Source organism: Nitrosococcus oceani ATCC 19707, from assembly GCF_000012805.1.
Taxonomy (GTDB): Bacteria; Pseudomonadota; Gammaproteobacteria; order Nitrosococcales; family Nitrosococcaceae; genus Nitrosococcus; species Nitrosococcus oceani.
Window position 1 is genome coordinate 3042908 of record NC_007484.1, and the last position, 25405, is coordinate 3068312.

The following is a 25405-nucleotide window of genomic DNA, read 5'->3' on the forward strand; positions in this document are numbered from 1 at the left end:
ACTGGGGTGTTATAGTATTTTCACCTTGGAGTTGTTCCATGAACACCGAGAATCATTCCCAGACGGCTGCTTTCCTATGGTCCATAGCCGATCTGTTGCGCGGTGACTTCAAGCAGTCCCAGTATGGCCGCATCATTTTGCCGTTCACCCTGCTGCGGCGCATGGAGTGCGTGCTCGAGCCAACCAAGGACAAGGTCGTCCAGCAGGCGACAGTGCATCAGCACAAGCCCGACCACGTGCGTGAGATGCTGCTGCGGCGCGCCGCCGGTGATCTGCAATTCTTCAACGCCTCGCCGCTGACCCTGGGCACCCTGTCCGACACCCAGACCGCCGCCGACCTGATGAGCTACGCGCAGTCCTTCAGCACCGACGCTTGCGAAATCTTCGAGCATTTCGAGTTCGAGAACTTCGTCCAGCAGCTTAGCAGCGCCAACCTGCTGTACCAGGTGGTGCAACGCTTCGCCGCCACCGATCTCAGCCCGGCGCGCATCAGCAACTTCGGCATGGGCATCATCTTCGAGGAGTTGATACGCCGCTTCGCTGAAAGCTCCAATGAAACCGCCGGGGAGCACTTCACCCCGCGGGATATCGTCCACCTGACCACCTCGCTGGTGATCACCGGCCAGGACGACAAGCTGGCGCCCAACCGCATCGTCACCATTTATGACCCTACCGCAGGCACGGGCGGCTTTCTCTCCGAAGGTGACGAATACATCCAGTCCATCAGCGAAAAGGTCTCGGTATCCCTCCACGGCCAGGAGCTCAACCCCGAGTCCTACGCCATCTGCAAGGCCGACATGCTAATCAAGGGCCAGGATGTGGCCAATATCAAGCTGGGCAACACCCTGTCCAACGACCAGCTAACCGGCCCGGAACACCGCTTCGACTTCATGCTCTCCAATCCACCCTTCGGCGTGGAATGGAAAAAGGTCCAGAAGCAGATCACCGGCGAGCACAAGCACAAGGGCTTCAACGGCCGCTTCGGCCCCGGCCTGCCACGGGTGTCCGACGGCTCATTGCTGTTCCTGCTGCACCTGGTCAGCAAAATGCGCGATCCTCGCGACGGCGGTTCGCGCATCGGTATTATCTTGAACGGCTCGCCCCTGTTCACCGGCGGCGCTGGCTCCGGCGAATCCGAGATCCGCCGCTACCTGCTGCAGCACGATCTGGTCGAGGCCATCGTCGCCCTGCCCACCGACATGTTCTACAACACCGGCATCGCCACCTATGTGTGGCTACTGTCCAACCACAAGCCCGCCGAGCGCAGGGGCAAGGTGCAGCTCATCGACGGCAGCCAGCACTTTGCCAAGATGCGCAAATCCCTGGGCAGCAAGCGCCAGTACGTCACCGCCGAGCAGATCAACGAGCTGGTATGCCTCTACGGCGCCTTCGAGGAAACCCCCCAGAGCAAAATCTTCCCCATCAACGCCTTCGGCTACCGCCGCATCACCGTCGAGCGCCCCCTGCGGCTCAACTTCCAGGCCAGCGCCGAGCGCATTGACAACGTGCTGCAGGAAAAAGCCATCCAGAAGCTGGATGACACCGCCCGCCAGCAACTCGCCGACGCCCTGGGAGCCATGGACCCAAGCCCGTTGTATCGCAACCGGGAGCAGTTCGCCAAGCTCCTGAAAAAGACCCTAACCGCCCACGGTGTCAGCCTCAGTACGCCGGAGCAAAAGGCCCTATTGAACGGCCTCGGCAAGCGCGACCCCAAGGCGGATATCTGCACAACCAAGGGCAAGCCCGAGCCGGACACCGGCCTGCGGGACAACGAGAACGTGCCCCTGGGTGAATCCGTGTACGACTACTTCCAGCGCGAAGTCATCCCCCACGTGCCCGACGCCTGGATCAACGAGAGCAAGCGTGATGCGCTGGACGGCGAAGTCGGCATCGTCGGCTTCGAGATCCCCTTCAACCGCCACTTCTACGTATTCCAGCCGCCGCGCCCGCTGGAGGAAATCGACCGGGACCTGAAAGCCTGCACTGATCGCATCAAGCAAATGATTGAGGAGTTGTCGGCATGACGGGTTTGGTTGATACGAATTTGGCTACGCAAGCGGCGACTGGATCGCCCGATCAGGGCGGGGCTAGTGCGGGTGGCATTCCGAAGTATCGGGAGTACAAGAATTCAGACGTAGTTTGGATTGGTGAAGTACCAAGCTTCTGGGAGGTCAAACCGTTCAAATGGCTGCTCACCCATAACGAAGGAGGCGTGTGGGGCGATGACCCAGCAGGCGAAGGTGACACGATTGTCCTGCGCTCCACCGATCAAACCGTTGATGGCAACTGGAATGTCACCGATCCTGCCGTCCGCCACCTCACCGTCAAAGAAAATGCCTCTGCGGTTCTTGAGGCGGGTGACTTGGTTGTAACAAAATCCAGCGGCAGCGCTTTGCACATCGGCAAAACAACGTTGGTAAACGTTGACATGGCAAAACTAGGTTATTGCTATGGAAATTTCATGCAAAGGCTAAGGCTTGGCCAAAAGTATATTCCCAAGCTAGCTTGGTATGTCATGAATAATGACTTGGTTAGGTTGCAATTGAACTTGCTATCAAACTCAACAACTGGGCTTGCAAATCTGAACGCTACGTTGATTGGCGAGATTTTGCTGCCGGTTCCCCCTGTTGAAGAACAAACCCAAATCGCCCGCTTCCTCGACCACGAAACCGCCCGCATCGACGCACTGATTGAAGAGCAGCAGCGTCTGATTGAACTGCTCAAGGAAAAGCGCCAGGCCATCATCTCCCACGCTGTCACCAAGGGCCTGGACCCCACCGTGCCGATGAAAGACTCCGGCGTGGAGTGGCTGGGCGAAGTGCCGGCGCATTGGATTACCAAGCCGCTGAAGCATCTGGCTGAGCTGAACCCGAAGAAATCAGGCTACCACGGCGATCGGGATGAGCTTTGCAGTTTCGTTCCAATGGAGAAGTTGAAGACTGGTGTTATTCAACTGGATGAGGAGCGATTCATTGCCGATGTAATTTCTGGCTACACCTACTTTGAAGATGGCGATGTGCTGCAGGCGAAAGTCACACCATGTTTTGAGAATCGAAACATCGCTATAGCTGATGGTTTAACAAATGGTGTGGGTTTTGGGTCGAGTGAAATCAACGTATTAAGGCCGTTCCCAGACGTTAACGCATCATTTCTCTACTACCGGCTGCAAGAAGATGGCTACATGGGAATTTGCACTGCGTCGATGATTGGCGCGGGCGGTCTAAAACGAGTGCCAGGTGAAGTCATAAATGGTTTCACGGTAGCCGTTCCCGAACGCCACGAGCAAACCCAAATTGCCCATTTCCTCGACCACGAAACCGCCCGCGTGGACAAATTGGTCGAAGAGGCAAACGTTGGCATTGAACTCCTGAAAGAACGCCGCTCCGCCCTGATCTCCGCCGCCGTCACCGGAAAAATCGACGTGCGCGGTTGGCAGCCGCCGGCCAGCGCGCCATCTCCCGAATTGGAAAACGAGGCCGTGTAATGGCGGATAGCAGGGAAGCTCAATTCCAACAGGACATCATCAACGCCCTCGCCGCTCAGGGCTGGCGGGTGGGCACGGCCAGGGGCTATGACCGTCCCAGCGCCCTGTATACCGAGGATTTCCTGGGCTACTTCAAGGATGCCTGGCCGGAGCGCTGGGACAAGTTCGCCAAGGCCAACCCCAATGACCCGGAAAGCGTCCTAGTGCAGAAACTGGTGCGGGAGCTGGAGCAGCACGGCACCCTGGATGTGCTGCGCCACGGCTTCAAGGTGCCGGCGGTGAAGGTGGAATTGTGCAGCTTCAAGCCCGACCACGCCATGAACCCGGACACGCTCAAGGGCTACCAGTGTAACCGTCTGCGGGTGGTGCCGGAGGTGGCCTACTCGCCCCATGCCCGCGACGCCACGGGGCAGGGCGGCGGCTACAACCCGCGGCTGGACCTGGTGCTGTTCGTCAACGGCCTGCCCACCGCCACCCTGGAGCTGAAAAGCCAGTTTAAGCAGTCGGTGGAAAACGCCAAGCGCCAGTACCGCCATGACCGCCCGGTCAAAGACCCGCTGAGCCGCAAGCCCGAGCCCCTACTCACCTTCAAGCGCGGGGCGCTGGTGCATTTTGCCGTGAGCCAGGACGAAGTGGCCATGACCACCCGGCTGGCCGGCAAGGACACCTGCTTCCTGCCCTTCAACCTTGGAAGTGAAGACGGCGGCGCCGGTAATCCCCCGCCGGCGGACGACGGCCAGTACGCCACCGGTTACCTGTGGCAGCGGCTGTTCCAGCCCGCTGCCTGGCTCAAGGTGCTGGGGCGCTTTCTGCACCTGGAGAAGAAAACCGTTGAGGGCTTTGACGGCCAGCTCAGCACCAAAGAGACCATGATCTTCCCCCGCTATCACCAGTGGGAGGTGGTCAATCAGCTGATTGAAACCACCCGCAGTGAAGGGCCAGGCAAGCGCTACCTCATTCAGCACAGCGCCGGCTCGGGCAAGTCCAACTCCATTGCCTGGACGGCGCACCAGTTGGCCGCGCTGTATGACGACGCGGGGCAGAAGCTGTTCAACTCGGTGATCGTGGTAACCGACCGCACGGTGCTGGACAGCCAGTTACAGAACACTATCTACCAGTTCGAGCACGCCCACGGCGTGGTGCGGCCCATCACCCGAGATATCGGCAACCAGAGCAAGTCCCAGCAACTGGCCGAGGCCCTGACTGAGCAGACCCGCATCATCATCGTCACCATTCAGACCTTTCCGGCCCTGTTCCAGGTGCTGGATAAATACCCCAACCTGGCCAGTGGCCGCTATGCGGTCATCGCCGACGAGGCCCACTCTTCGCAAACCGGCTCCTCGGCCAGCAAGCTCAAGGCTATCTTGAGTTCCGAGCAAGCGGCCGCTGATCATCAAGAGCCGAAAGAGATCAGCGCCGAAGACCTGCTCGATGCCGCTGTACAGGCCCGCCAGCCCAATGAACGCATCAGCTACTACGCTTTTACCGCCACCCCCAAGGCCAAGACCCTGGAGCTATTTGGCCGCCCGCCGGAGCCGAGCGTGCCGCCCAGCGCCGACAACAAGCCCGAGGCTTTTCATCTGTATTCCATGCGCCAGGCCATCGAGGAGGGTTTTATTCTTGATGTGCTGCAGAACTACCTCAGCTACAGCACCGCGTGGAAGATCGCCCACCCGGAAGGCGAAGACGAGGAAGTTGACTCAAAGAAAGCGCGCATCAAGCTGGCGCGCTGGGTGCGGCTGCATCCGTATAATATTAGCCAGAAGGTCGAGGTCATCGTCGAGCACTTCCGCGCCAACATCCGCCATCTATTGAACGGCCAAGCCAAGGCCATGGTGGTGACCAGTGGCCGCCAGGAGGCGGTGCGCTACCAGTTGGCGGTAAAGAGCTATGTCAGGCGGATGGGCTACAGGGATGTGCATCCGCTGGTGGCGTTTTCCGGCAGCGTGTTGCCTGATGAGGTGATTCCGGAAGAAGTCACCGAGACCAGCAGCCTGCTCAATGCGGACCTCCATGGCCGCGACCTGGCCGAGGCTTTTGACACCCACGATTTCAACGTACTCATCGCCGCCAACAAGTACCAGACCGGCTTCGATCAGCCCAAGCTGTGCGCCATGTACGTGGATAAGAAGCTGCGGGGGGTGGACTGCGTGCAGACCTTGTCGCGCTTGAACAGGAAGTTCGGCGAGGGCAAACAGACCTTTATCCTTGACTTCTTCAACGAGCCACAGGATATCCTCGATGCTTTTTTGCCCTACTACACCCGGGCCGAGCTGACCGATGTCACCCATCCACAGGTTATCTACGACCTGCAGAGGACGCTGGATGAGGAAGGCATTTATCACTGGAACGAGGTTGAAGCCTTTGCGCTGGCCTTCTTCGATCCCAAGGCGGTGGCCAGCAAACTCAGCTATCACTGCCAGCCGGCCCGCGAGCGCTTCGCCAGGCGCTATGCCTTCAGCCTGGACTCCCGCCAGCAGGCGCTGGGTTTCAAACGCACCGCCGAGGTCAATGGTGATAATACCGGCCTAAAGAAGGCCGAGCACGTGCTCAAGGAAGCCGGTGAGCAGATCGACCGACTGGACCTGTTCCGCAAGAACCTGCAGAGCTTTGTGCGCCTCTATGAGTTCCTCTCGCAGATCGTGCCCTATGAGGACCGTGAGCTGGAACAGTTGTGTGTGTTCGCCAAGCACCTGCACCCGCTGCTGCGCGTGGATCGCCTCCAGGAGGAGGTAGATATCGGTGAACTGCAGCTAACCCATTACCGCCTGAGCAAGCGAGCCGAACAGCAGTTGCGGTTGAATGAGGAGGCCGCGGAATACACCCTCAAGCCCGGCAGCGATATCGGCAGCGGCCAGCCCCACGACCCGGAAAAGAAACGCCTGTCGGAAATCATCGAGGCACTGAATGAGATTTTTGGCGCCGAGGTCAGTGATGAGGACCAATTGCAATTTCTCATCGGTATCGCCCAGCGTATCAGCCGCCAAGAGGATGTGATGGCCCAGGTTAATAGCCATTCAGTGGACCAGGTCATGCACGGTCTGTTTCCCAAGCGGGTGCTGGATACCGTACTGGACGCCATGACCGACCACGAAAAGCTGTCCCTGGAAGTGCTGGACAACAAAACCAAGAGCCGAGACTTTGCGCTGGTCATCCTAAAAATGCTCACTCAGCATACGAGCTTTTCGTAACAGCCTGAGCAGTCGCAAGCCCTATACAGGGAATTGCCTCGTAACCTTCGTGATCCGCGAGACAGGGAACGTCCGCCAACTTGGTCTTTCAAATACCCTCACCACGGTATCCGCCTAAATAGAAAATACTATAAAATAATTTTATCCTTAAATATCTCTAGGAGGGCTATTACATGCCAAATCTACTGATTACCGGCACTAACCGGGGTATTGGACTGGAATTCAGCAAGCAATATGCCGAAACGGGCTGGCGAGTATTCGCTTGTTGCCGCCACCCTGGCAAGGCCGATGCACTCAAGCAGCTCGCGGCGCAGCATCCCGGTTCGCTCAGTTTGCATACCTTGGATGTGGCTGACTTTGATCAAATCGAGGGACTAGCCGCGGAACTCACCGGAGAAAAAATTGATTTGCTGGTCAACAATGCAGGCATCTATGCTGATACTTTCAGAGGCGGTTTCGGCGCTACCGATTACCAGGCATGGTTGCGCGCCTTTTGCGTGAACACGACAGCACCGCTGAAAATGGCAGAAACATTCGCCAGTCAAATTGCCCAAAGCCAGCAAAAAAAGATTGTTTGCATCAGTAGCAAAATGGGCAGTATTGCCGAGAATACCAGCGGTGGCTGTTATCTTTACCGCTCAAGTAAAGCGGCCCTGAATATGGTGGTAAAAAGTCTTTCCATTGATTTGGCGCCACGAGGTATCCTTGCCGCAGCGCTGCATCCAGGCTGGGTACAGACCGATATGGGGGGACCTAATGCGCTGATCACGACACAGCAAAGCGTAGCAGGCATGCGTCAAGTAATCGAGCAACTTACCCCCCAGCAGAGCGGAGGATTTTACGCCTATGATAGCAAGGAAATTCCTTGGTAATGAAGCAGGCGTTTCCTGGACGCATAACCCTGCCCTTTTATGATGACTGATGACCGGTGATTCAATGCTATCTCTAACCATCATAAAAAAATCGCACCGCTGCGATGGTTAGCGCAAATAAATCTTAGCGTATTCTTGACTGTCCGGCGGTGAAAAATCTAGGTTTGTTGCTTGCAGTTTTAGCTAATCTGATAGTGACCTCAGTAAAAGCCAACTGCAATCTCATTCAAGATATGGATACCAAACATTTCTGTCAGGCAATATCTGCATCTCAACTTTCTAAGTGCTACCTGATAAAAGATAACGATTATAAATTCTTTTGCGTTGCATTAATTACCGATAAAAATTCAAGATGCAATCTCATTAAAGATGATGATAAAAGAAACCTATGCAAAGGAATTATAAAATAAGTTAAGCCTATTATCAGGTACAGTCGCCTGCAATTTTTTAGCCTTTGTTTTGCAAATTCGGCTATAGCACGATAATCCCCATTGCAAGAGAGATGGTGTGAAAACGGACAACCAAGCAGTAAAATCGTTAGTCAATAACGTAGCACTAGTGGCACAAGATATCTTTAAAAATAGATGTATCGCCGTCTATCTTATGGGTAGTCTAGCCAGAGGTGGCTTTAGTGAAGTTGCCAGCGATATTGATATAGGAATTATCCTTGCTAGCCCGCTCCAAGAAGACGATAAATCCAATATTGATAAAAGCCGATCTATGGCTAGCAACAACAATCCGGAAATAAAGAATAAGGTCTCTATATTCTGGGGTTCTGTAGACTCTATCAACGGTATTATTGATGCCGGCCGCTATCCCCCCTTTGATCGACTTGATCTGATAGACCACGCATTACTTTTAACGGGCACGGATATTCGAAGTGAATTAATCAAACCTACCCAAAAAGAACTGGAGATCTCTGGGGCCGAGTTTGCCCTCAATTCTCTTGGCCACAAGGAAAGAATAGAGGAGTTTTTCGACTGCGCGCGCATCACCCAAAAAGGGACGGTGTATGTCACTAAAACCATCCTCTTTCCGGCCCGGTTCATCTACCTTGAAAGAACAGGAGAAATAGCCGGCAATGAAATTTCTTGCCAATACTACATCGACAATTTCAGCGGTCATGATGCCGAGCTTGTAGGTTATGGATACCAGTGGAGACTTCATTCCCTCCCTGAAGATAGCAGCCTTGTCACCGAACAGCTTAATAAGGGACTCATCGAGCTCTATCATAATTTCTTAGAAATCTATATTGAGCGTATGCGTTTATATGGTGAGGGCTCCCTTACAACCCAACTCATCCAGTGGCGAAAAGATATCAGGCCGTCTCTAAGAACACCCCAAAACGCCCTTCACCCACGCCGTTAATCTTGCCGAACATAAGTGGGAAGCCAGCCACCGGGCGGCGATAAATCAAGCTTATCAGGGCGGCTCGAAGCCCGGCCTGACAACAAGAGAATTTCTCCTCGATAAGCCCAAACCCGCAAATCTGTCCATAACTCACTATTTTCAGAATTTTTTCCACGCAAACGGTTTTTTAGAATTTTTTTCTGGGCCACATACCCTGCCCCTTCCTTAAGCAAGCGGCGCAGGCGCGAGCGCCCCACCTGGCTGCTGGCCAGCAATCCTCTCGCCGCAAACCCCTGGGCCGGCTTGAATATGAATTCTTCTTTTCTATGGGCAAGTTCTTCGATATTTTCCGGCCGTAGCCAATGGGTTTCCGGGATATGGGCGCTGAGAACCGCCCGCTCTTCAGGTTGAATACCCAATTCCTGATCCCAGTTAGATAGGGAAAGCCGCTCCATCAAACGCTTATCGCTGCGGGTAGCGTAGGTAAAAGGATTAGGCGCCACATAAACCTGGCCCGCCTCATAGGCGGCCTGCACAGGAGAAAAAATTTCTGCCTGCCAGAGAAAATCGGTGGATCGGTTTACAATGAAAGAGATCTCCTGACCTTCCCAGCGCAGCTGCTGCCCGTCCCAGCGCAATTGCTCGGGAGAAGCGATTGCCGCCTTCCAGCCCTGGTGATGAAAAAGATCCTGTAGCAGGGTTAATTCTTTGCGGAATTTTCCCTTTTGCAGCGCTTCCTCATCTTCCAGAATCAGGAACAACCCTTGAGGCCAGTGTTCGAAAAATCCTTTTGCTTCCTGCTTTACATAACGAATAATCTGTCCTATCAATTCAGTATACGTGGGAGGAGGTTGTAGGGAAGTATCTTGGGATAGATTAAATATTTGGTAGTAAAGATCATTAATCAGACCCGCGAAGAGAAGGCCCGAGCCATTATCATTGAACTCGATCACTTGCCAGTCTTGATCCGGCGGCAAATGAAAATCCCAGGCGCTGAAAAAACAAACCTCAGCCCGCTGGCGCCGGGCGATCTCCGGAGCAAGGACAGTTACGGTTTTTTGCCAATCCGGCCGCGTGGTGACCCGTTCAAAAACGTCAATAAAGTCACTGATTTCCGTCATCGTCTTAGAGGAGATAAATTGGTGCTGAGGCACCACCGAAAATTCATGGGGGACAGGCGGGATTCCTGCCTCTTCTAAGGCAGTGAATAATTGCTCTTTTTGGGTTGGCATGGGCTAAAAGCTCTTGCTCTCTCTTCCGGGTAATATAAAAAATACTTACGCTTAAAGAATATAATCTGGTGGCAGCGGAAGCTCTGCCGCTTAGAGCGGAGAGGAAGCGCCAGCCTAACGGTAGGCGGTTAAGCCAGGAAAACCGTTTTTGATGCCCAATGTGGCGTGCGTTGATCTTATAGAAATTGAGGGAGTACAGCTACAAGCCTCTTCCGCCAGGGAAAGGTCGTTGACACTTAACACAGTTGAGCACTTGCCCCACCATTGACTGGCGTCCTTCTGCAGTCACCACCCAGGATCGATTGATGAAGGGGGGTCGATGCCGAACATGCTGGCCATGGCCACACTCCAGATCCGCTACCCAGTCGCCGTGCTCATCTTGATGATAATCAACTATTTTACGCTTCATAGGTAACTATATCTGAATTTTTAAATGAGAAAACAGCCTTTACATCCATTTTCATTAACATACCATGTTTTCATAATTTTCCAGCCCCAGGAATGTTAAGATAACGATAAACTATAAAGGGACACCATCTATTATGAAAACCCTTATCCAATTCATCACACTTAGCGCGTTAATCCTATTACCTAATATAAGCGCGTTGGCGAAAAATCAAATGATTATTAATTTTGGCGATCATGAACTCCACTCCTGGCAGGTAGTCAATGATGGGGTGATGGGGGGGCTTTCCAAAGGTAATCTCCATATCACCCCATCAGGGATCGCTGTTTTCCAGGGAAGAATATCCTTAGAAAACGGAGGGGGTTTTACGTTAGTGCGCTGGCCAGTTGAAAAATTAGATTTATCTTCCCTCACGGGCATCGTCATCCGTATTCGAGGTGACGGTCAGCAATATCGTTTTAGGCTGCGTACCGACAATGAATTGGATGGAATCTCCTATCAGGCTAAATTCCGGGCACCCAACCAAGCTTGGGTAACTATAAAACTACCGTTTTCTGATTTTATACCTACATACCGGGGCCGTATTCTGGAAGATAAGGAATCCCTGGACCCGAGCAAAATTCACCAGGTGGGATTTATGATTGCCGACAAACAAGCAGGCGATTTCCAATTAGAGGTTGAATCGATTAAAGCGTATTAATCGTTTATAACTTCAACCAAAAAGAATATAGCAGGAATCCGCTTAATCCAGATAAAAAACTGTATTTGAATATCTGGCACAATGGCGATTGGGTTTATCGGATAGCAATATCCTAAATAAGTTATTTTCTGAAAAACCCGATTTAAGTGCAACAAAAGGAGAAGAAATATGAAATACCGTTTGAAATTAGCTGCCATGGTTTGTGTTTTATCTCCCCTTTACGCCTATGGGGGTGGGAATCCAGAATTCGTCGAATTTCCCGAGGGCTATGAGCAATCCTTTACTCGCTACGCCACTATGAATCGCGCGAACCAGAAACAGGTTGCCAAACTCTATGCCAATGAAACTGCCATTTCTAGCCATAAGGAAGGGCAGACCGCAAACTCGGGCTCCGTCCTTGTCATGGAGATATACAAACCCAAAACAAATGCTGAGGGTAAGCCCATCCTAGGCAGTAACGGTGTCTTTGAAATCGATTCCCTCGCTGCGGTAGCTGTCATGGAGAAGAAAGATAACTGGGAGGAAAATTATTCTCAGGAACACCGGGCAGGTAATTGGGGGTTCGCGGTATATAACCCCGACGGCACTCCTAAGAGTAATGATTTAGCATGCGCCCAATGTCATACGCCTCTGAAAGACCAGGACTATCTATTCACCTACCAGAAATTGGCTGACTACGCGAAGGAGCATTAAAAACGGCATGATGTAGGTGCAATACTACGATTTTATTGTATAAAGTCCTAGGCAGGAGAGGGGGAATCCACACAACTCCCCCCTCTCTCCTTACCAACCACTATTTCTTCCTAAAGGGCTAAAACGGCCCTTGCTAACAACAGAGCCTCTATCCCCGGCTCCTGGAGAGGACTATTAGTAGAAATTAAAGATAATGCCTGTTACCGAATAACAGAGAGGGTAAACAAAAATGTTCCGTTCTCATGATTCATACGAAAAGGCTTTCTGCTACCGCCTGTTACTTGCCTTAAGTCTCTTTTCCGTAGTGGCTTCCCTGGGGGCTGAAGGAGGCAAGGAACCAATTTTATTGGAACAGGCAAAGCAGTTTTTTAAACCACTGCCAGAGACCATGGCGACGGCAGAATTCCCGACTCCTCCTGAGCGAGTAAGTTTGGGTAAACGGTTATTTTTCGACCCCCGCCTTTCTGCCGATGGGATGATAAGTTGCGCCACTTGCCATCGGCCAGCCCTCTATGGCACCGATGCCCTGCCCCGCAGTATCGGAGTGGAACATCGCGTTAACCCCCGAAACGCCCCGACGGTCCTGAATGCCGCTTTACAGGACTGGCAACATTGGCGCGGCGATCGGGCTAATGTAGAGGAGCAGGCATCCAAATCGGTCCTGGGGCACGGAAGCTTTGGTAATCCTAATGAAGAAGCCGTGCTTGCCAAACTGCGCGCCTTGGGGTATACCCCAGCATTTCAAAGCGCTTTTCCAGAGGCAAACGAGCCACTGACCCTGGAGAATTTTGGCAAGGCTATTGGCGCCTATGAACGGACCTTAGTGAGTCCTTCCCCCTTCGATAACTATCTGAAAGGAAATACTGAAGCACTTGGCCCTCAGGCTAAGAAAGGGCTTGGTATCTTTATCAAAACGGGCTGCATTGCTTGCCATAATGGCGTAGGGGTAGGTGGTCAGGCACTGCGTAAGTTCGGCATTAAAAAAAATTACTGGCAGGCAACGGGTAGCGAGGTAGTGGATGAAGGCCGCTACAGCATCACCCAAAATCAAACCGATAAGTATGTCTTCAAAGTGCCCAGCTTGCGGAACGTAGCCATGACTCCGCCTTATTTCCACGATGGTTCCGTGACCACCTTACCGAAAGCGATCCGGATAATGGCCCAGGTGCAACTCGGCAAGACTCTGAGCCAGCAGCAAATTAAAGCTATCATGGTTTTTCTGAATAGCCTTACCGGAGAGTTACCAGCGGACTTTCAGCAAGCACCTTTATTACCCCCCAAAGCTTTCAACGCTCTTCCCTAAGAAAATGTTACAACTGAATGATCTTTTAAGGGCATCTTCCCCGGAAGAAAAGGCATTCATCCTAGACCCATTAGGAGGAGTGAAGTGAAATGACGGCAAATTACATATTGTCTATTGATGCCGGCACTACCGGCATTACTGGTTTGATTTTTAATCGGGAAGGTCGTATTCAAGGCCGAGCCTATTCAGAATTTACCCAGCATTATCCTCAGCCAGGATGGGTAGAACACGACCCCAATGAAATCTGGTCCATCACCCAAAAGGTAATCGCCAGCGCCTTGCAGGAAGCTCATCTGGAAGCCCACAATCTGGCGGCAATCGGTATTACAAACCAACGAGAAACGGTAGTGATGTGGGACCGAAGCACGGGAGAGCCCGTAGCAAAAGCTATCGTCTGGCAGGATAGGCGTACCGCGCCGCTCTGTAAAGAACTCAAAGCGAAGGGTTTAGAACAAATTTTCCGGCATAAAACCGGGCTTGTCATCGATCCCTATTTCTCCGGCACCAAAGTCAAATGGCTCCTCGACCGGGTAGAGGGACTCAGACAACGGGCAGAAACCGGTGAGATCGCCTTTGGCACCATCGATTCCTGGCTTGTCTGGAAACTCACCGGGGGCAAAATCCATATTACCGATTACTCCAATGCCAGCCGGACGCTGCTCTATAACATCCACGACCTGCAATGGGATGAGGAAATCTTGCGCATACTCCATATTCCTCCCTCTCTATTGCCTGAAGTCAAACCCTCTGCCCATATCTATGGAGAAACCACGCCCCAAGCCTTTCTCAGCACCGGCGGTATTCCTATTGCCGGAATCGCGGGAGATCAACAAGCTGCCCTTTTCGGCCAGGCTTGCCACAAAAAAGGGCTGGCCAAAAACACCTATGGAACGGGTTCCTTCGTCCTGATGAATGCAGGGAAGGAGTCTATCTTAAGTCAGGAAAAGCTTCTGACCAGCATCGCTTGGGGGATCGGCGAGGAGCCTGTGGAATATGCCTTGGAAGGCGCTATTTTTATCACGGGAGCAGGCATTCAATGGTTGCGGGATGGCCTGGGAATCATCGATGATGCCGCGGAAACAGAAGCCCTGGCCCGCTCCCTGAAATCCAACGAGGAAGTCTATTTTGTACCGGCCCTCGTTGGCCTGGGCGCGCCCCACTGGGATCCCTATGCCCGTGGCACCCTGCTGGGAATTACCCGCGGCACGACTAAAGCCCATCTGGTACGGGCGATGCTAGAAAGCATGGGCTACCAAACCCGGGACGTGGTCGAGGCCATGGAACGGGATTCGGGAATTTCATTAAAAGTACTACGCTGTGACGGGGGCGCCTCAGTCAATTCCTTTTTGATGCAATTTCAAGCGGATATCCTCGGTGTGCCAGTAGAGGTGCCGAAGATCACCGAAACTACTGCCTTGGGCGCGGCGTACTTGGCGGGACTGGCTACTGGCTTTTGGCGCAGCCCCAAGGAGTTGGCCGCCCAATGGCAGCTAGCCCACCGCTATGAGCCCACTATGCCTGAGTCCGAGCGTACCCGCTTATATCAGCAATGGCAAAGGGCCGTGGAACGGGCTAAAGGCTGGAGCCAGGAATAAAGAGTAGCTTGATACCCATGAAACTACGAGAACGCCATCTGGAAAAACTGTCCCAGGCCACTTACGATGCCTTGATTATCGGTGGCGGGATTAATGGCGCAACCTCCGCCGCTGCCCTCGCCGGTAGAGGGGCTAAAGTCGCCTTAATTGACAAGGGGGATTTTGCGGGCTTTACCAGCCAGCACTCTTCTAATCTCATTTGGGGTGGAATTAAATATTTAGAAACTTACGATTTCCGATTGGTATGGGAACTGTGCCAGTCTCGAAATAAGTTAATGAAGTATTATCCTTCTACTGTTAAAGAGATTCGTTTCCTTGCCACGATTCCTGAACACTTTAGATATCCCCGTTTACTCCCGTGGCTAGGAGCCTGGCTCTATTGGTTCATGGGCAAGGGATTTACCCAACCACCCCGCCTCCTATCGCAACAGGATATCAAAAAAGAAGAAAGCATTATCGATGGGGAAAGGAGCCAGGGTGGATTTGAATATTCCGATGCTTATTTATATGACAACGATGCTCGCTTCGTCTTCAATTTTATCCGCTCCGCTTTAAACTGTGGCGGTATCGCGGCCAATTATGTGGAATCCCTCGGCGCTAAAAGCGATGCTAATAAGATATGGAGAACCCAGGCCAGGGATCAAATTAGCGGTAAAGAATTCGAAATCAAATCTAAGGTTTTGATCAATGCCACCGGTCCCTTTGTGGATCAACATAATCATCTGACTGGCCAAAAAACCCCTCACCAGCATGTCTTTTCCAAGGGAGTACACCTAATCGTCGATCAACTCACGCCTCACCATCGAGTGCTGGCCTTTTTTGCCAGTGACGGGCGTTTATTTTTTGCCATTCCCATGGGAGCAAGAACATGTATCGGAACCACCGACACCCACGTAGAAGCGCCTACGACTACCGTCGCAACCGAAGACCGTCAATTTATTCTGGATAATATCAATAGGCTACTCGCCCTTAAAAAGCCCTTGCAAGTAGAAGATATCATCGCCGAGCGTTGTGGAGTCAGACCCCTCGTAGTTGCAACAGGCGCTTCTGGGAAAAAGGATTGGCTGGAGCTTTCCCGAAAACATGAAATTGACGCCAATAGAGACACCGCCCATCTCAGCATATTTGGGGGAAAACTAACGGATTGCCTCAATGTGGGGGAGGAGGTTTGCGGGTTAATACAAACCCTAGGAATATCTCTCCCTCATCCTCAACACGCTTGTTTTGGCGAGCCACCAGAGGCAGTAAAAAAAGCATTTCTGCAGCAGGCCGAAGCCATCGGCTTAGATAACTATACTTCACTAGAGACGGCAGAAAAATTGACCTGCCGCCTGTGGCGCAGGTATGGATCGGAAGCTATCCGCTTGTTAGCAAATATCCAAGCCGATCCTAAGCAGGCCGAGGTGCTCATTAAGGGAGCGGAATATCTCCGCTGTGAACTGCAGCTAGCAGCGCGAAATGAAATGATTGTCAAACTAGACGATTTTCTGCGTCGGCGCTCCAAAATTGCATTGATGGTGCGGCGGCAAAATCTTAAAAGATCAGCAGGGCTGAAGGAAGCCTGTAAAATTCTATTTGGCAAACAAGCCGAGGAAAAATTGGCTGAATATTTTCAGGAGAATTGAAGTTGCAATAAGCTTACAAAAAAATAATCTTATCCCTAAGAAAAGCCTTTTGAAAGTTTACCTTTTCTCTCCCCCCCCTGGTGTAAGCGATAAAGCTGCAACCATAAGGTTTTATCGCTTACACCGAAGGGTGGTTAATCGCTCTTTCTTAGCAAGTACGCAAATTTGTAATGACGCATCCTTTACTTTATATCAGGGAAACGCAGGAATGGTAGGCTCGGTTCCGCTAATTTCTGCTTCGGGATGGTGCTTTTTCACCAACTCATCAATCTCATCGACTCGGTCTTTAGGAACATCCACCATCATCAGAAGCTCTCCCCCTTTGATGGCTTCTTCAAACTGCTCAATCTGCGAATTGGTCCCACCCACGCCAATCATGGACGAAGCCCAACCCCCAATACCCGCACCCGCAAGGGCGGTAGCCAAGATAGCACCTCCCCCCAGTACCACGCCTGCTGGCGGAAAAGTAACCGCCGCTATTCCCGCCAAGGCGCCGGTAGCGCCTCCTACCGCAACCCCCCGTTCAAGGGATGGAATAAAATCGCTTCTTTGTGCCAATCCCGCCTCTGGCAGATCCCCCATGGGCGTTCCTTCCTTAGCCACAATATAGATATGCCGCGCTTCCACCCGAGCCAATAACAGCTCTTTAACGATTTCTTCGGCACTTTTCACATCTGGTATTAGAAAATAAAGTCTTCTCATGTTCTTCTCCCTTCTTGCTACATCCGCAATCAGTAGATGAAGTAATTGCTTTGCTTTAAATTGATATGGTAAAAATCACTCTTAATTCCAAGCCTTATTTTCAGCTCCACCCAATTATCAGCACTTTCTAAAATCTCACTGAGTTTTATCTCATAAGTAAAATAGAGACTTTATATTTATTTCAGAAATTAGAGTATTCGTGTAGAAATACGTTCCCAACGTCGCGCTTATCCCTTCCAGCAGGCAATGCAATTTTCCAAAGTACAAAATTTCTCCTCTAGGGGAATGGCGGAATGGTAGGCTCGGTTCCGCTAATTTCTGCTTCGGGATGGTGCTTTTTCACCAACTCATCAATCTCATCGACTCGGTCTTTAGGAACATCCACCATCATCAGAAGCTCTCCCCCTTTGATGGCTTCTTCAAACTGCTCAATCTGCGAATTGGTCCCACCCACGCCAATCATGGACGAAGCCCAACCCCCAATACCCGCACCCGCAAGGGCGGTAGCCAAGATAGCACCTCCCCCCAGTACCACGCCTGCTGGCGGAAAAGTAACCGCCGCTATTCCCGCCAAGGCGCCGGTAGCGCCTCCTACCGCAACCCCCCGTTCAAGGGATGGAATAAAATCGCTTCTTTGTGCCAATCCCGCCTCTGGCAGATCCCCCATGGGCGTTCCTTCCTTAGCCACAATATAGATATGCCGCGCTTCCACCCGAGCCAATAACAGCTCTTTAACGATTTCTTCGGCACTTTTCACATCTGGTATTAGAAAATAAAGTCTTCTCACCTTTAGTTTCCTCTCTATCTTGTCTTCGTTACAAAAAATCTGATAACAGCTTTTTGGGAATTTGGCTCATTAGTCATACTGTATGCCCTTGTTCTCTTCCTTCTAAAGCAAACTTAGACTAATATCTGTCCTCTTTCCAATAGAAAGAACTCATTTTTATGTTAATGCCTTGTTTAGAGTACAATATCTAGACTCAGCCTATCAGCCTCAGCCCTCTATGAAGCTTAGCGTTAAAGAATTTAAAGCTTGGAAAAACAGACGCATTACCCTCCTAGGGATGTCCGGTGTAGGTAAAACGCGTCTGGCTTATATGCTACGCAAACATCATTGGTTTCACTATTCTGGAGATTACCGGGTAGGAACCCGCTATTTGGATGAGGCCATCCTGGACAACATTAAGCAGAAGGTCATGGGGATTCCCTTTCTCAGGGATTTGCTCTATTCCGACTCCATCTACATTCGCAATAATATTAATGTTGATAACCTAAAGCCCGTGTCCAGTTTCCTGGGTAAGCTCGGTAATCCTGAACAGGGAGGACTAGGCTTAACAGAATTCAAGCGCCGCCAGGAATTGCACCGGCAAGCGGAAATTGCAGCGATGAAAGATGTGCCGGTGTTTATTCGCAGGGCGCAACAAATCTATGATTACCCACATTTTGTCAACGATGCGGGCGGAAGTATTTCTGAGCTAGACGACCCAGAGGTGCTTCAAACCCTAGATCAACACACCCTCATCCTCTATATCAAGGCTACACAGAGAGATGAACGGAAACTTATCCAGCGAGCGGAAGAAGAGCCAAAACCCCTCTATTACCGTGAATCTTTCCTGGATGAACAGCTTGCCATCTATAGGGAAAAACACGACTTACCCTATGTGGCTTTGATTGAACCGGATGAGTTCGTCCGGTGGATATTCCCCCGTCTCTTTTACTCTCGGCTCCCCCGCTACCAGGCGATAGCCGATGAGTATGGGTACACAGTGTCCACCGATCAACTCGCTCAAGTTAATGACGAAACAGGTTTTCTGGAGTTACTGGAAACTGTAGTAGCAAAACAACCTTAAAATTTTAATCATCACCTCAAAACACGGATAGATGATCCATGCCTTTGGTTGCTAATTCTGATTTACCTGCTTTTGAACGGCTCAGGGAAGAGGGTGAAACCGTCATCCCAAGGGATGTGGCGCTCCACCAGGATATTCGCGAGATGCATATTGGCCTGCTTAATATGATGCCTGATGCTGCCCTGGCCGCAACCGAACGTCAGTTCTTTCGCCTCATTGGGGAGAGCAACCAAATTGCTCAATTTTACATCCACCCCTTTACTCTGAAGGAGATCCAGCGGAGCCTGGAAGCCAACCACTATGTAGAACGCTACTACCAAACCTTTGAACAGATTCAGGCAGAAGGGCTCGACGCCCTGATCATTACGGGTGCCAACGTCACGCAACCCCAGCTCTCCCTAGAGCCTTTCTGGAAACCGCTCATTAAAGTCATTAGCTGGGCCTACGAGAACGTGACCTCTACCCTCTGTTCCTGTCTCGCTACCCATGCTGTTCTTGATTTCCGCTACGGCCAAAAACGACGGCGATTATCCTCCAAACGGTGGGGAGTATATTCCCATCGGGTAGTCAACCGTTCCCATCCCCTGGTACGGGGAGTGAATACCCGCTTTGATGTTCCCCACTCCCGTTTCAACGAAATCAGCCGCGACCAGTTTGAAGCAGCAGGGCTTCATGTCCTAGCGGAAAGTGAAAAGGGCGGAGCCCACTTAGCCGTAAGCGAGGATCTGTTTCGAATCGTGTTCTGCCAAGGACACCCGGAATATGACAGTATCAGCCTGCTAAAAGAATACAAGCGGGAAATCCTACGCTTTGCCTCTGGACAACGGGATAACTACCCCCCCTTTCCAGAGAATTACTTTTCCCCGAAAATCCAGGCTATATTAGAAGAGTACCAAGAACAGATAATCATAGCTCGGGACAAGGATCTCCCTCTCCCCCAATTGCCAGAACCTCTGATTGTGGATTATCTGGACAATACCTGGCATGACACCGCTGAAGCTATCATTAACAACTGGATGGGCAACGTCTATCAAATTACCCATAGTGACCGCAAGCGGCCCTTTATGGAAGATATCGCTCCAGACGATCCATTAGGATTGCGGCGGCCCACTTAAAGCAAGATAAGGGTATTTTATCTGCAATAGTCGCCAGCCAGCACCAAAATGGTACCTTTCTACGCGATGGGAGATTGCTACGGAACGTTCCGTCTTAAAGCGTCGGCTTAATCCTCTGAGGAAGGTTCGAGAAAAAACAGGCTTTATTGGCTTCCTCGCCGATTCAGCCAAACGACCAATCCCTGGGCGTTCAAGCTGATATCCATTCCCAGTAGAGTGTCGCGCCGGCGGTCATCCTGGGGGAAGCCGTGGGCATCCAAGCGAGTCCATAGGTAAGCGCGCAGCCTCCGCTTAATGGCCCCTAACCGATCTTCCTCTCCTTCACAATCCTTCGCCAAAGCAACAAAAGCATCGAGATCCCGATGTAAATCTTTAGCAAGCCTCTTAAGATCGGTAACCCGGCTGTAATGAGTCAAGTAAATCCCTTCTGGCTCATATCCCATGAGACGTTCGATAGAGGCATGGGCTGCGTCCGGGTCAAAATGAACGGGCGTGGTGGCGGGAAAAATAAATTCCCCCGCCAGGGTATCAAAATCCCGGTAGGAAATACCAAAGGTATCGCCAGCAAATATGCCCCGGCTGTCCCGGTCAATAATACAATAATGGTGCAAGGCATGCCCCGGGGTATGAATAAACTTCAAACGACTTCCACCCAGCTCCAGCCACGCCTCATCCTCTATGGTAATAATACGGTCTGCCGGTATAGGAACTACCTCTCCATACAAACGCCTGAATATTTTGTCCCCATATACGGCTTTCGTTCCCGCAACGAGCTTCTCGGGATCGATAAGATGGGATGCCCCTCGTGGATGCACCACCACTTGTGCGTGGGGAAGCCGCCGCACTAACTCGCCCGCGCCGCCAGCGTGATCCAAGTGGATATGAGTAAGTAATATGTAATCTATCTGTTGGGGGGTAATTTTCAGTGTTACCAGTGCGTCCATGAGCCGGGATACGGAAGGCGTGGGTCCGGTATCTATAAAAGCAGCCCGTCCCTGGCGAAGAACGAGGTGGCTAGCATCCATTTCAGGACGCACAAAACCCGTATCAATGGCGGTAATACCGCTAGGAAAGGAAATAATATTCTCCTTCACGGGGCTATCTCAGGGAGAGAAATAATGGCAATTGTTCTCGCCAACCTCTTACCCTTTTTAGTGCCCTGAGGCCAATTGCCATTCGTGGGTAAGCTTTATAGCCTCTGCCATTTGCGAGGTATTCATATCCTTAGCAAGGGTATCTCTGATCTTCTCTGCATTTTTATCTCCTTGTTTCGCTGCTACATTGAACCAGAAATAGGCTTGTACATAATCCTTTGCTATTCCCTGACCTTCGCTATACATCACGCCCAGATTATTCTGCGCCTCCACAATTCCCTGATTAGCTGCATCCCGGTACCATTTGAGCGCCTCTTCTCTGTCCTGGGGAACGCCATACCCGTTATCATAGATAAAACCCAAATTAAACTGGGCTTCGGCATCTCCCTCTGCCGCCGCCTTTTTAAACCAAGCAATAGCTTTTTCAACGTTTTTTGGTACCGATTTGCCTTGATAGTACATGATGCCCAGATTGAATTTGGCACTCACATCAAGATGCTCACTAAACTTCTCAAACCATTTGTCAGCCTCTTCCGGGTCCTTGGGCAAACCATATCCATTGGCGTACATCAAACCCATATAAAACTGCGCATTTTCATCGCCTTGTTCAGCAAGGGGCATAAATTCCTTAAGCGCGAGCTCATAATCTTGGCTCTTATAGGCTTCCCTTCCAGCATCAACATCCGCTTGGGCGACTTGTAAGAAGCCCAAAAACAATATCGCTCCCAGGAATGACCATACGCCAGTTTCATTTCGATAATGAGTTCTAGGGTTTTTATCCATGAATGGTTACTCCGTTCATAACCGTTATTAGAGATCAATGATGGTAATACTTAGCAAGCAATTTATCATTAGGAAAACAACCAATGAGAGCATTGTTCAACCACTGAGTTCCGTTGAATTTTCAAATTTTTGCTCAAAGCCGTCACGCCTAACCTGATAGAGATTTGCGGTGATAAGCTTGCTTCAGGCCACGGTGATACCCACACTACTCCCTTAAATTCATCTTTCAAGTTAGAGATCAAGCTAAAACTATACTAGCGAGGATAGATTCGGCAAATTTTTATTGGCTGCTAACAAGTTTGCTAAAAATTATCCGGAATAGGCGTACCTATTACTGAGAGGAGATCCAAGACGAATATGAGGGAAATACGCTGGTATGCACTACCTCGAGGCGGGCCATAAAAATACGCCTGTTGCGTCCGATTCTGAACTACAAGCAGGTAATTGAGGAGACGATATTATCTATTTAATTTCGTATGAGGAAAAATCTTAAAGTATCAGCGCCGGATTGCCAAATCAAAATTGCAAGAACTAAGCGCCAGACAGGTCGCGACCGCCAAATAACTTAAGGCGGATTATACCAAAGTTCGCTGTAGCTTTAGGCTCGCGGGAAACCGCATACTCTCCTTTCCCGCACGTGGACCCTCAAATGAAAGCAGAAAAAAGAGGAAGTACCAGCAGAGTTCGCCAATTTTATGGAAAGTGAAAGGGAAAAATTTGCCAATAACAAGAATTACTTTTACTTTCTATAAATCCGCCTGTAAAGGCATTACTATTGGCCTATCCTCTTCAAGCATAGCCCAGCATCAATGCGCCCAAATATACCGTACTTGCTATTGTCAGCGTGCCCCCCATAAATATGATCCAAGGTATCCGGGTACGAAGTCCGAAGAAGCAGATTCCAATCCCCACCACCAGCGCATACACGGCCATTCCTATTATGACCCCTTCATCACCCGCCGGGGCACCTATATCTCCGGTTATAGCATCTTCTCGATAACGCATGAAACGCTCCTCCATGTTACTTTAAAAAGGTAAAACCTGATATTTTTATACATCTTTACCGCATCGTAACCAATTCGGATATTCAATTCAATAATATTATGACATCTGATAATAATTTGCCGTGAAAAAAGCGGCTAATGCTCCCTTAACCGTTCAGCCTCACGGCGCACAGCCTCACTGCCAAAGTGCAAAACCAGGGGGCGCAGGGCCTGGCGCAGGGCTTCAATCACCTGGACCCGGCCTGAAAGTTCTAGGACCGCGGCGGCCTCTCGCCAACTCCTTTTCTGCAATACCTTGACGATTAACGCATTCCTCTCCATTTCCCTCAAAAGTGCTTCGCTCTCAGGCACCGGGAGCGCCCCGCAAGCCAGCTTCCAAATAGGCGCAATACACACCTCGTACATACGCCTGCCAAAGGCAAAAGCCAGCACATCACACCAGTCCTGGCGATCCAAGGACAGTGGGCTGGCCTGACCCCCGCAGCGCAGAAAGCAAGCTGCAAGAGGGGGCTCTAGCTCCCGGAGCGGATCTGATAGCTGGTGAGGTAGATGTGCCTGGAAGCGATGACGGGCTACTTTCACTAGCGCCTGACCCGAATTTGACAGTGGATAAAGAACAAGAGCGGAGTGGGCACCACTCGTGGCACCCCGTTTCACACTGAGGCGCACCGGCAGAAAATCTAGCCGTTCCCAAAAACGCAGCAGCTCCTCGGTAGCGCCAAAACTACTTCCTAAATAATCGAGATTTTCCGCGCTTAATGCCTTGATCAGTATCCCCACCAATTGGCTCCCAAGGCCCTGGTTTTGCACAGTGGGATGGACGGCAATACGCATTATCCGGGCGCACCGCAGCCTGGGCGCCTGTGCCAATCCCAAATGGGCCGCCAAGGATTCCGGAAGTAAATGCCCATGGGGGCGGATACACCCTTCCCATATTCCTCTCGCTGTCTCCTCATCAAATCCTCCCTCCAAAGCCAGCAAGGCCGTAGCTACTACATGTCCCCGATAGCGCATTACATACACCAGCAAATTAGGGCCATCAAGCAAATGGCGAAGGTCGTAAGGCCGGGTCTGATAATGGGCCAGCACCAGTAAACCGAAGAGTTCGGAAAGGGTAGCCTCATCCTTTACCAGAACTTCCCGGTCCAGCTGTTCCACCAAAGTGTTTTCAGGACGCGCTAGCGCAACCGCCGAAGCGGGTGCAGCCTTGGCATTTAGCAGCAGCGCTTGAAAGGCGAAATGCTCCAAGGGATCGCCGCTTCTCCAACGGATGGGCGTCTCTAACCGCAGTGCCTTCCATCCCCGGGTCCGTTCATCCAACACCTTGTGAAAGCGAAGGGCAAACCCCCGCCCGGTCCCTTCATAACCATGAATGGTGGTGGCAAACGCAATACGTGGGTAACGCTGGAGCAGCTGTTCCAGCAAAGGGGTAGGAAGAGCGGCCGCCTCATCCACAAGCAGTAGGTCCGCGGGCTGGAGAGTACGAATAAGTGCATCGGGGGCGGCAAATTCCAGGCGTGCCCCATGGAGAGTAAGCACCGTTCTGGAAACGCTGGCTTGGGGCAATAGACGTTGGGCATGCCGGAACAGGGGCACTACCGTATCCAACCGCGGTCCCGTCACGATGATGCGCTTGAGTCCCCGCTGCAATAACCGCGCTGCTCCGATTCCCAAGGCCGCCGACTTGCCTCGACCACGATCCGAGGTTAGCACCACGGGCCGCCGCCGTTGTCCCGTCACAACTTTTACAATAGCCTCCACTGCTCGGCGCTGATCCGCTGTACGGCATTCCCCATCCTCTTCTTTATCAGCAAGAGGGCTATCGCTGATTCTGATATTAGCTGAAGTGACTTGCTGGACTCTAGGGAACCCTTTTTCTTGCTCTATGAATACCATCCCTTCTGCTCCACGGATGAGCCGTACCAAGCGTTCAATAAAACGACCGGTAACATCGGTAATTCGATAGGGAAACGTCACAATACGGGCATGCTCAGGATCAGGGAAGCTTGGCCACGACTCTAGGGGCGGGGTAAGCAACAGCAGGAGCCCGCCGCCCCGGATAGCGCCAGTAATAATTCCGAAGGCATCTAAATCAAAACCACTGTGGGCATTAAACACCAGGGCATCCACTTCTTGCCCCAGAAATTGATGCGCCTTAGCTGCCTCCAATTTCCATACCTTTTCAGGGGCAGAAGCAGAAATCCATGGAACCCGCTCCAATGAAGCACCTTCCAGGCTTGCTTGGGCGGCTTGCAGACACCAATTTTGATCCCCTGAAAGCACCAAAGCCCGCCGCTGGTAACTCGCCTTAGCCGCAGTTACCAAAGCGGCCGTTATTTTTCTGAAATTATCCAAGATTTGAAAAGAGAAATAGACTCTGTACAACTAGTAACCAGATGGGATAGG

At 51.4% G+C, this 25405-nt stretch carries 20 protein-coding genes; 12 read left to right on the top strand and 8 right to left on the bottom strand.

Features of this window, described 5'->3' with window-relative positions:
- The first annotated feature begins 38 nt into the window (after nt 1-38).
- From NOC_RS14275 to NOC_RS14295, 5 genes are all read left to right on the top strand, one after another.
- Nucleotides 39-2024: a type I restriction-modification system subunit M gene (locus NOC_RS14275; protein ID WP_002814222.1), complete on the top strand. Its 1986-nt coding sequence runs from the start codon at nt 39-41 to the stop codon at nt 2022-2024.
- The gene (locus NOC_RS14280; protein WP_002813381.1) at nt 2021-3484 is read left to right on the top strand and encodes a restriction endonuclease subunit S; all 1464 of its coding nucleotides are present in this window, start codon (nt 2021-2023) and stop codon (nt 3482-3484) included. Before NOC_RS14275 ends, NOC_RS14280 begins: the two co-directional genes overlap by 4 nt.
- On the top strand, nt 3484-6675 hold the full coding sequence (locus tag NOC_RS14285) for a type I restriction endonuclease subunit R (protein WP_002813903.1): 3192 nt from the start codon (nt 3484-3486) through the stop codon (nt 6673-6675). Before NOC_RS14280 ends, NOC_RS14285 begins: the two co-directional genes overlap by 1 nt.
- A gap of 173 nt (nt 6676-6848) precedes the next feature.
- Nucleotides 6849-7547: an SDR family oxidoreductase gene (locus NOC_RS14290; RefSeq protein WP_002814169.1), complete on the top strand. Its 699-nt coding sequence runs from the start codon at nt 6849-6851 to the stop codon at nt 7545-7547.
- 507 nt (nt 7548-8054) lie between these two features.
- On the top strand, nt 8055-8915 hold the full coding sequence (locus NOC_RS14295; RefSeq protein ID WP_002813149.1) for a nucleotidyltransferase domain-containing protein: 861 nt from the start codon (nt 8055-8057) through the stop codon (nt 8913-8915).
- Here NOC_RS14295 and NOC_RS14300 read toward each other — a convergent pair.
- Nucleotides 8912-10129, bottom strand: a complete 1218-nt coding sequence (locus NOC_RS14300; RefSeq protein ID WP_002813102.1) for a hypothetical protein — start codon at nt 10127-10129, stop codon at nt 8912-8914. The genes NOC_RS14295 and NOC_RS14300 overlap by 4 nt on opposite strands.
- Nucleotides 10130-10328: 199 nt before the next feature.
- Nucleotides 10329-10538: a DUF3565 domain-containing protein gene (locus NOC_RS17035; RefSeq protein WP_002813508.1), complete on the bottom strand. Its 210-nt coding sequence runs from the start codon at nt 10536-10538 to the stop codon at nt 10329-10331.
- Between the two features lie 211 nt (nt 10539-10749).
- Here NOC_RS17035 and NOC_RS14305 point away from each other — a divergent pair, with 211 nt between their 5' ends.
- From NOC_RS14305 to NOC_RS14325, 5 genes are all read left to right on the top strand, one after another.
- Nucleotides 10750-11235 (top strand): CIA30 family protein, encoded by a 486-nt coding sequence (locus NOC_RS14305; RefSeq protein WP_244859980.1) that lies wholly within the window; start codon nt 10750-10752, stop codon nt 11233-11235.
- Between the two features lie 168 nt (nt 11236-11403).
- Entirely contained in the window at nt 11404-11928 is a 525-nt protein-coding gene (locus NOC_RS14310) for a cytochrome P460 family protein (protein WP_002814319.1), read from the top strand.
- 229 nt (nt 11929-12157) lie between these two features.
- Entirely contained in the window at nt 12158-13231 is a 1074-nt protein-coding gene (locus tag NOC_RS14315; protein WP_002812020.1) for a cytochrome-c peroxidase, read from the top strand.
- A gap of 89 nt (nt 13232-13320) precedes the next feature.
- The gene (glpK, locus tag NOC_RS14320) at nt 13321-14826 is read left to right on the top strand and encodes a glycerol kinase GlpK (RefSeq protein ID WP_002813660.1); all 1506 of its coding nucleotides are present in this window, start codon (nt 13321-13323) and stop codon (nt 14824-14826) included.
- 17 nt (nt 14827-14843) lie between these two features.
- The gene (locus NOC_RS14325; RefSeq protein WP_002812602.1) at nt 14844-16451 is read left to right on the top strand and encodes a glycerol-3-phosphate dehydrogenase/oxidase; all 1608 of its coding nucleotides are present in this window, start codon (nt 14844-14846) and stop codon (nt 16449-16451) included.
- Nucleotides 16452-16643: 192 nt separating this feature from the next.
- Here the strand turns inward: NOC_RS14325 and NOC_RS14330 are convergent, their stop codons facing one another.
- Both NOC_RS14330 and NOC_RS14335 read right to left on the bottom strand, forming a co-directional pair.
- Nucleotides 16644-17153 carry a membrane protein gene (locus tag NOC_RS14330; protein WP_011331036.1) on the bottom strand — a complete coding sequence of 170 codons (510 nt, stop codon included), beginning with the start codon at nt 17151-17153 and terminating at the stop codon, nt 16644-16646.
- Nucleotides 17154-17430: 277 nt separating this feature from the next.
- A complete protein-coding gene (locus tag NOC_RS14335) occupies nt 17431-17940 on the bottom strand; it encodes an ammonium transporter (RefSeq protein WP_011331037.1) in 510 nt (169 codons plus the stop codon).
- 217 nt (nt 17941-18157) lie between these two features.
- On the opposite strand from NOC_RS14335, the gene NOC_RS14340 reads away from it, so the two are divergent.
- Both NOC_RS14340 and metA read left to right on the top strand, forming a co-directional pair.
- Nucleotides 18158-19003, top strand: coding sequence for a hypothetical protein (locus tag NOC_RS14340; protein ID WP_011331038.1), 846 nt, complete (start codon nt 18158-18160; stop codon nt 19001-19003).
- 38 nt (nt 19004-19041) lie between these two features.
- Nucleotides 19042-20118: a homoserine O-succinyltransferase MetA gene (gene metA, locus NOC_RS14345; protein WP_002813221.1), complete on the top strand. Its 1077-nt coding sequence runs from the start codon at nt 19042-19044 to the stop codon at nt 20116-20118.
- A gap of 143 nt (nt 20119-20261) precedes the next feature.
- Here the strand turns inward: metA and NOC_RS14350 are convergent, their stop codons facing one another.
- The 4 genes from NOC_RS14350 to NOC_RS14365 all read right to left on the bottom strand — a co-directional run bounded on the left by NOC_RS14350 (nt 20262) and on the right by NOC_RS14365 (nt 25384).
- A complete protein-coding gene (locus tag NOC_RS14350) occupies nt 20262-21212 on the bottom strand; it encodes an MBL fold metallo-hydrolase (RefSeq protein ID WP_002812778.1) in 951 nt (316 codons plus the stop codon).
- Nucleotides 21213-21269: 57 nt separating this feature from the next.
- Nucleotides 21270-21995 carry a tetratricopeptide repeat protein gene (locus tag NOC_RS14355; RefSeq protein ID WP_002812439.1) on the bottom strand — a complete coding sequence of 242 codons (726 nt, stop codon included), beginning with the start codon at nt 21993-21995 and terminating at the stop codon, nt 21270-21272.
- A 789-nt stretch (nt 21996-22784) separates the two neighbouring features.
- The gene (locus NOC_RS14360; RefSeq protein ID WP_036497712.1) at nt 22785-23000 is read right to left on the bottom strand and encodes a hypothetical protein; all 216 of its coding nucleotides are present in this window, start codon (nt 22998-23000) and stop codon (nt 22785-22787) included.
- Between the two features lie 134 nt (nt 23001-23134).
- Nucleotides 23135-25384: a tRNA(Met) cytidine acetyltransferase TmcA gene (locus NOC_RS14365; RefSeq protein WP_011331039.1), complete on the bottom strand. Its 2250-nt coding sequence runs from the start codon at nt 25382-25384 to the stop codon at nt 23135-23137.
- Between the last annotated feature and the right edge of the window lie 21 nt (nt 25385-25405).

Bases quoted from the DNA above. Each gene is read 5' to 3' on its own strand.
- NOC_RS14275 (WP_002814222.1), top strand. From the start codon at position 39: ATGAACACCGAGAATCATTCCCAGACGGCTGCTTTCCTATGGTCCATA.
- NOC_RS14280 (WP_002813381.1), top strand. From the start codon at position 2,021: ATGACGGGTTTGGTTGATACGAATTTGGCTACGCAAGCGGCGACTGGA.
- NOC_RS14285 (WP_002813903.1), top strand. From the start codon at position 3,484: ATGGCGGATAGCAGGGAAGCTCAATTCCAACAGGACATCATCAACGCC.
- NOC_RS14290 (WP_002814169.1), top strand. From the start codon at position 6,849: ATGCCAAATCTACTGATTACCGGCACTAACCGGGGTATTGGACTGGAA.
- NOC_RS14300 (WP_002813102.1), bottom strand. From the start codon at position 10,129: ATGCCAACCCAAAAAGAGCAATTATTCACTGCCTTAGAAGAGGCAGGA.
- NOC_RS17035 (WP_002813508.1), bottom strand. From the start codon at position 10,538: ATGAAGCGTAAAATAGTTGATTATCATCAAGATGAGCACGGCGACTGG.
- NOC_RS14305 (WP_244859980.1), top strand. From the start codon at position 10,750: ATGATTATTAATTTTGGCGATCATGAACTCCACTCCTGGCAGGTAGTC.
- NOC_RS14310 (WP_002814319.1), top strand. From the start codon at position 11,404: ATGAAATACCGTTTGAAATTAGCTGCCATGGTTTGTGTTTTATCTCCC.
- NOC_RS14315 (WP_002812020.1), top strand. From the start codon at position 12,158: ATGTTCCGTTCTCATGATTCATACGAAAAGGCTTTCTGCTACCGCCTG.
- glpK (WP_002813660.1), top strand. From the start codon at position 13,321: ATGACGGCAAATTACATATTGTCTATTGATGCCGGCACTACCGGCATT.
- NOC_RS14325 (WP_002812602.1), top strand. From the start codon at position 14,844: ATGAAACTACGAGAACGCCATCTGGAAAAACTGTCCCAGGCCACTTAC.
- NOC_RS14330 (WP_011331036.1), bottom strand. From the start codon at position 17,153: ATGAGAAGACTTTATTTTCTAATACCAGATGTGAAAAGTGCCGAAGAA.
- NOC_RS14340 (WP_011331038.1), top strand. From the start codon at position 18,158: ATGAAGCTTAGCGTTAAAGAATTTAAAGCTTGGAAAAACAGACGCATT.
- metA (WP_002813221.1), top strand. From the start codon at position 19,042: ATGCCTTTGGTTGCTAATTCTGATTTACCTGCTTTTGAACGGCTCAGG.
- NOC_RS14355 (WP_002812439.1), bottom strand. From the start codon at position 21,995: ATGGATAAAAACCCTAGAACTCATTATCGAAATGAAACTGGCGTATGG.
- NOC_RS14360 (WP_036497712.1), bottom strand. From the start codon at position 23,000: ATGCGTTATCGAGAAGATGCTATAACCGGAGATATAGGTGCCCCGGCG.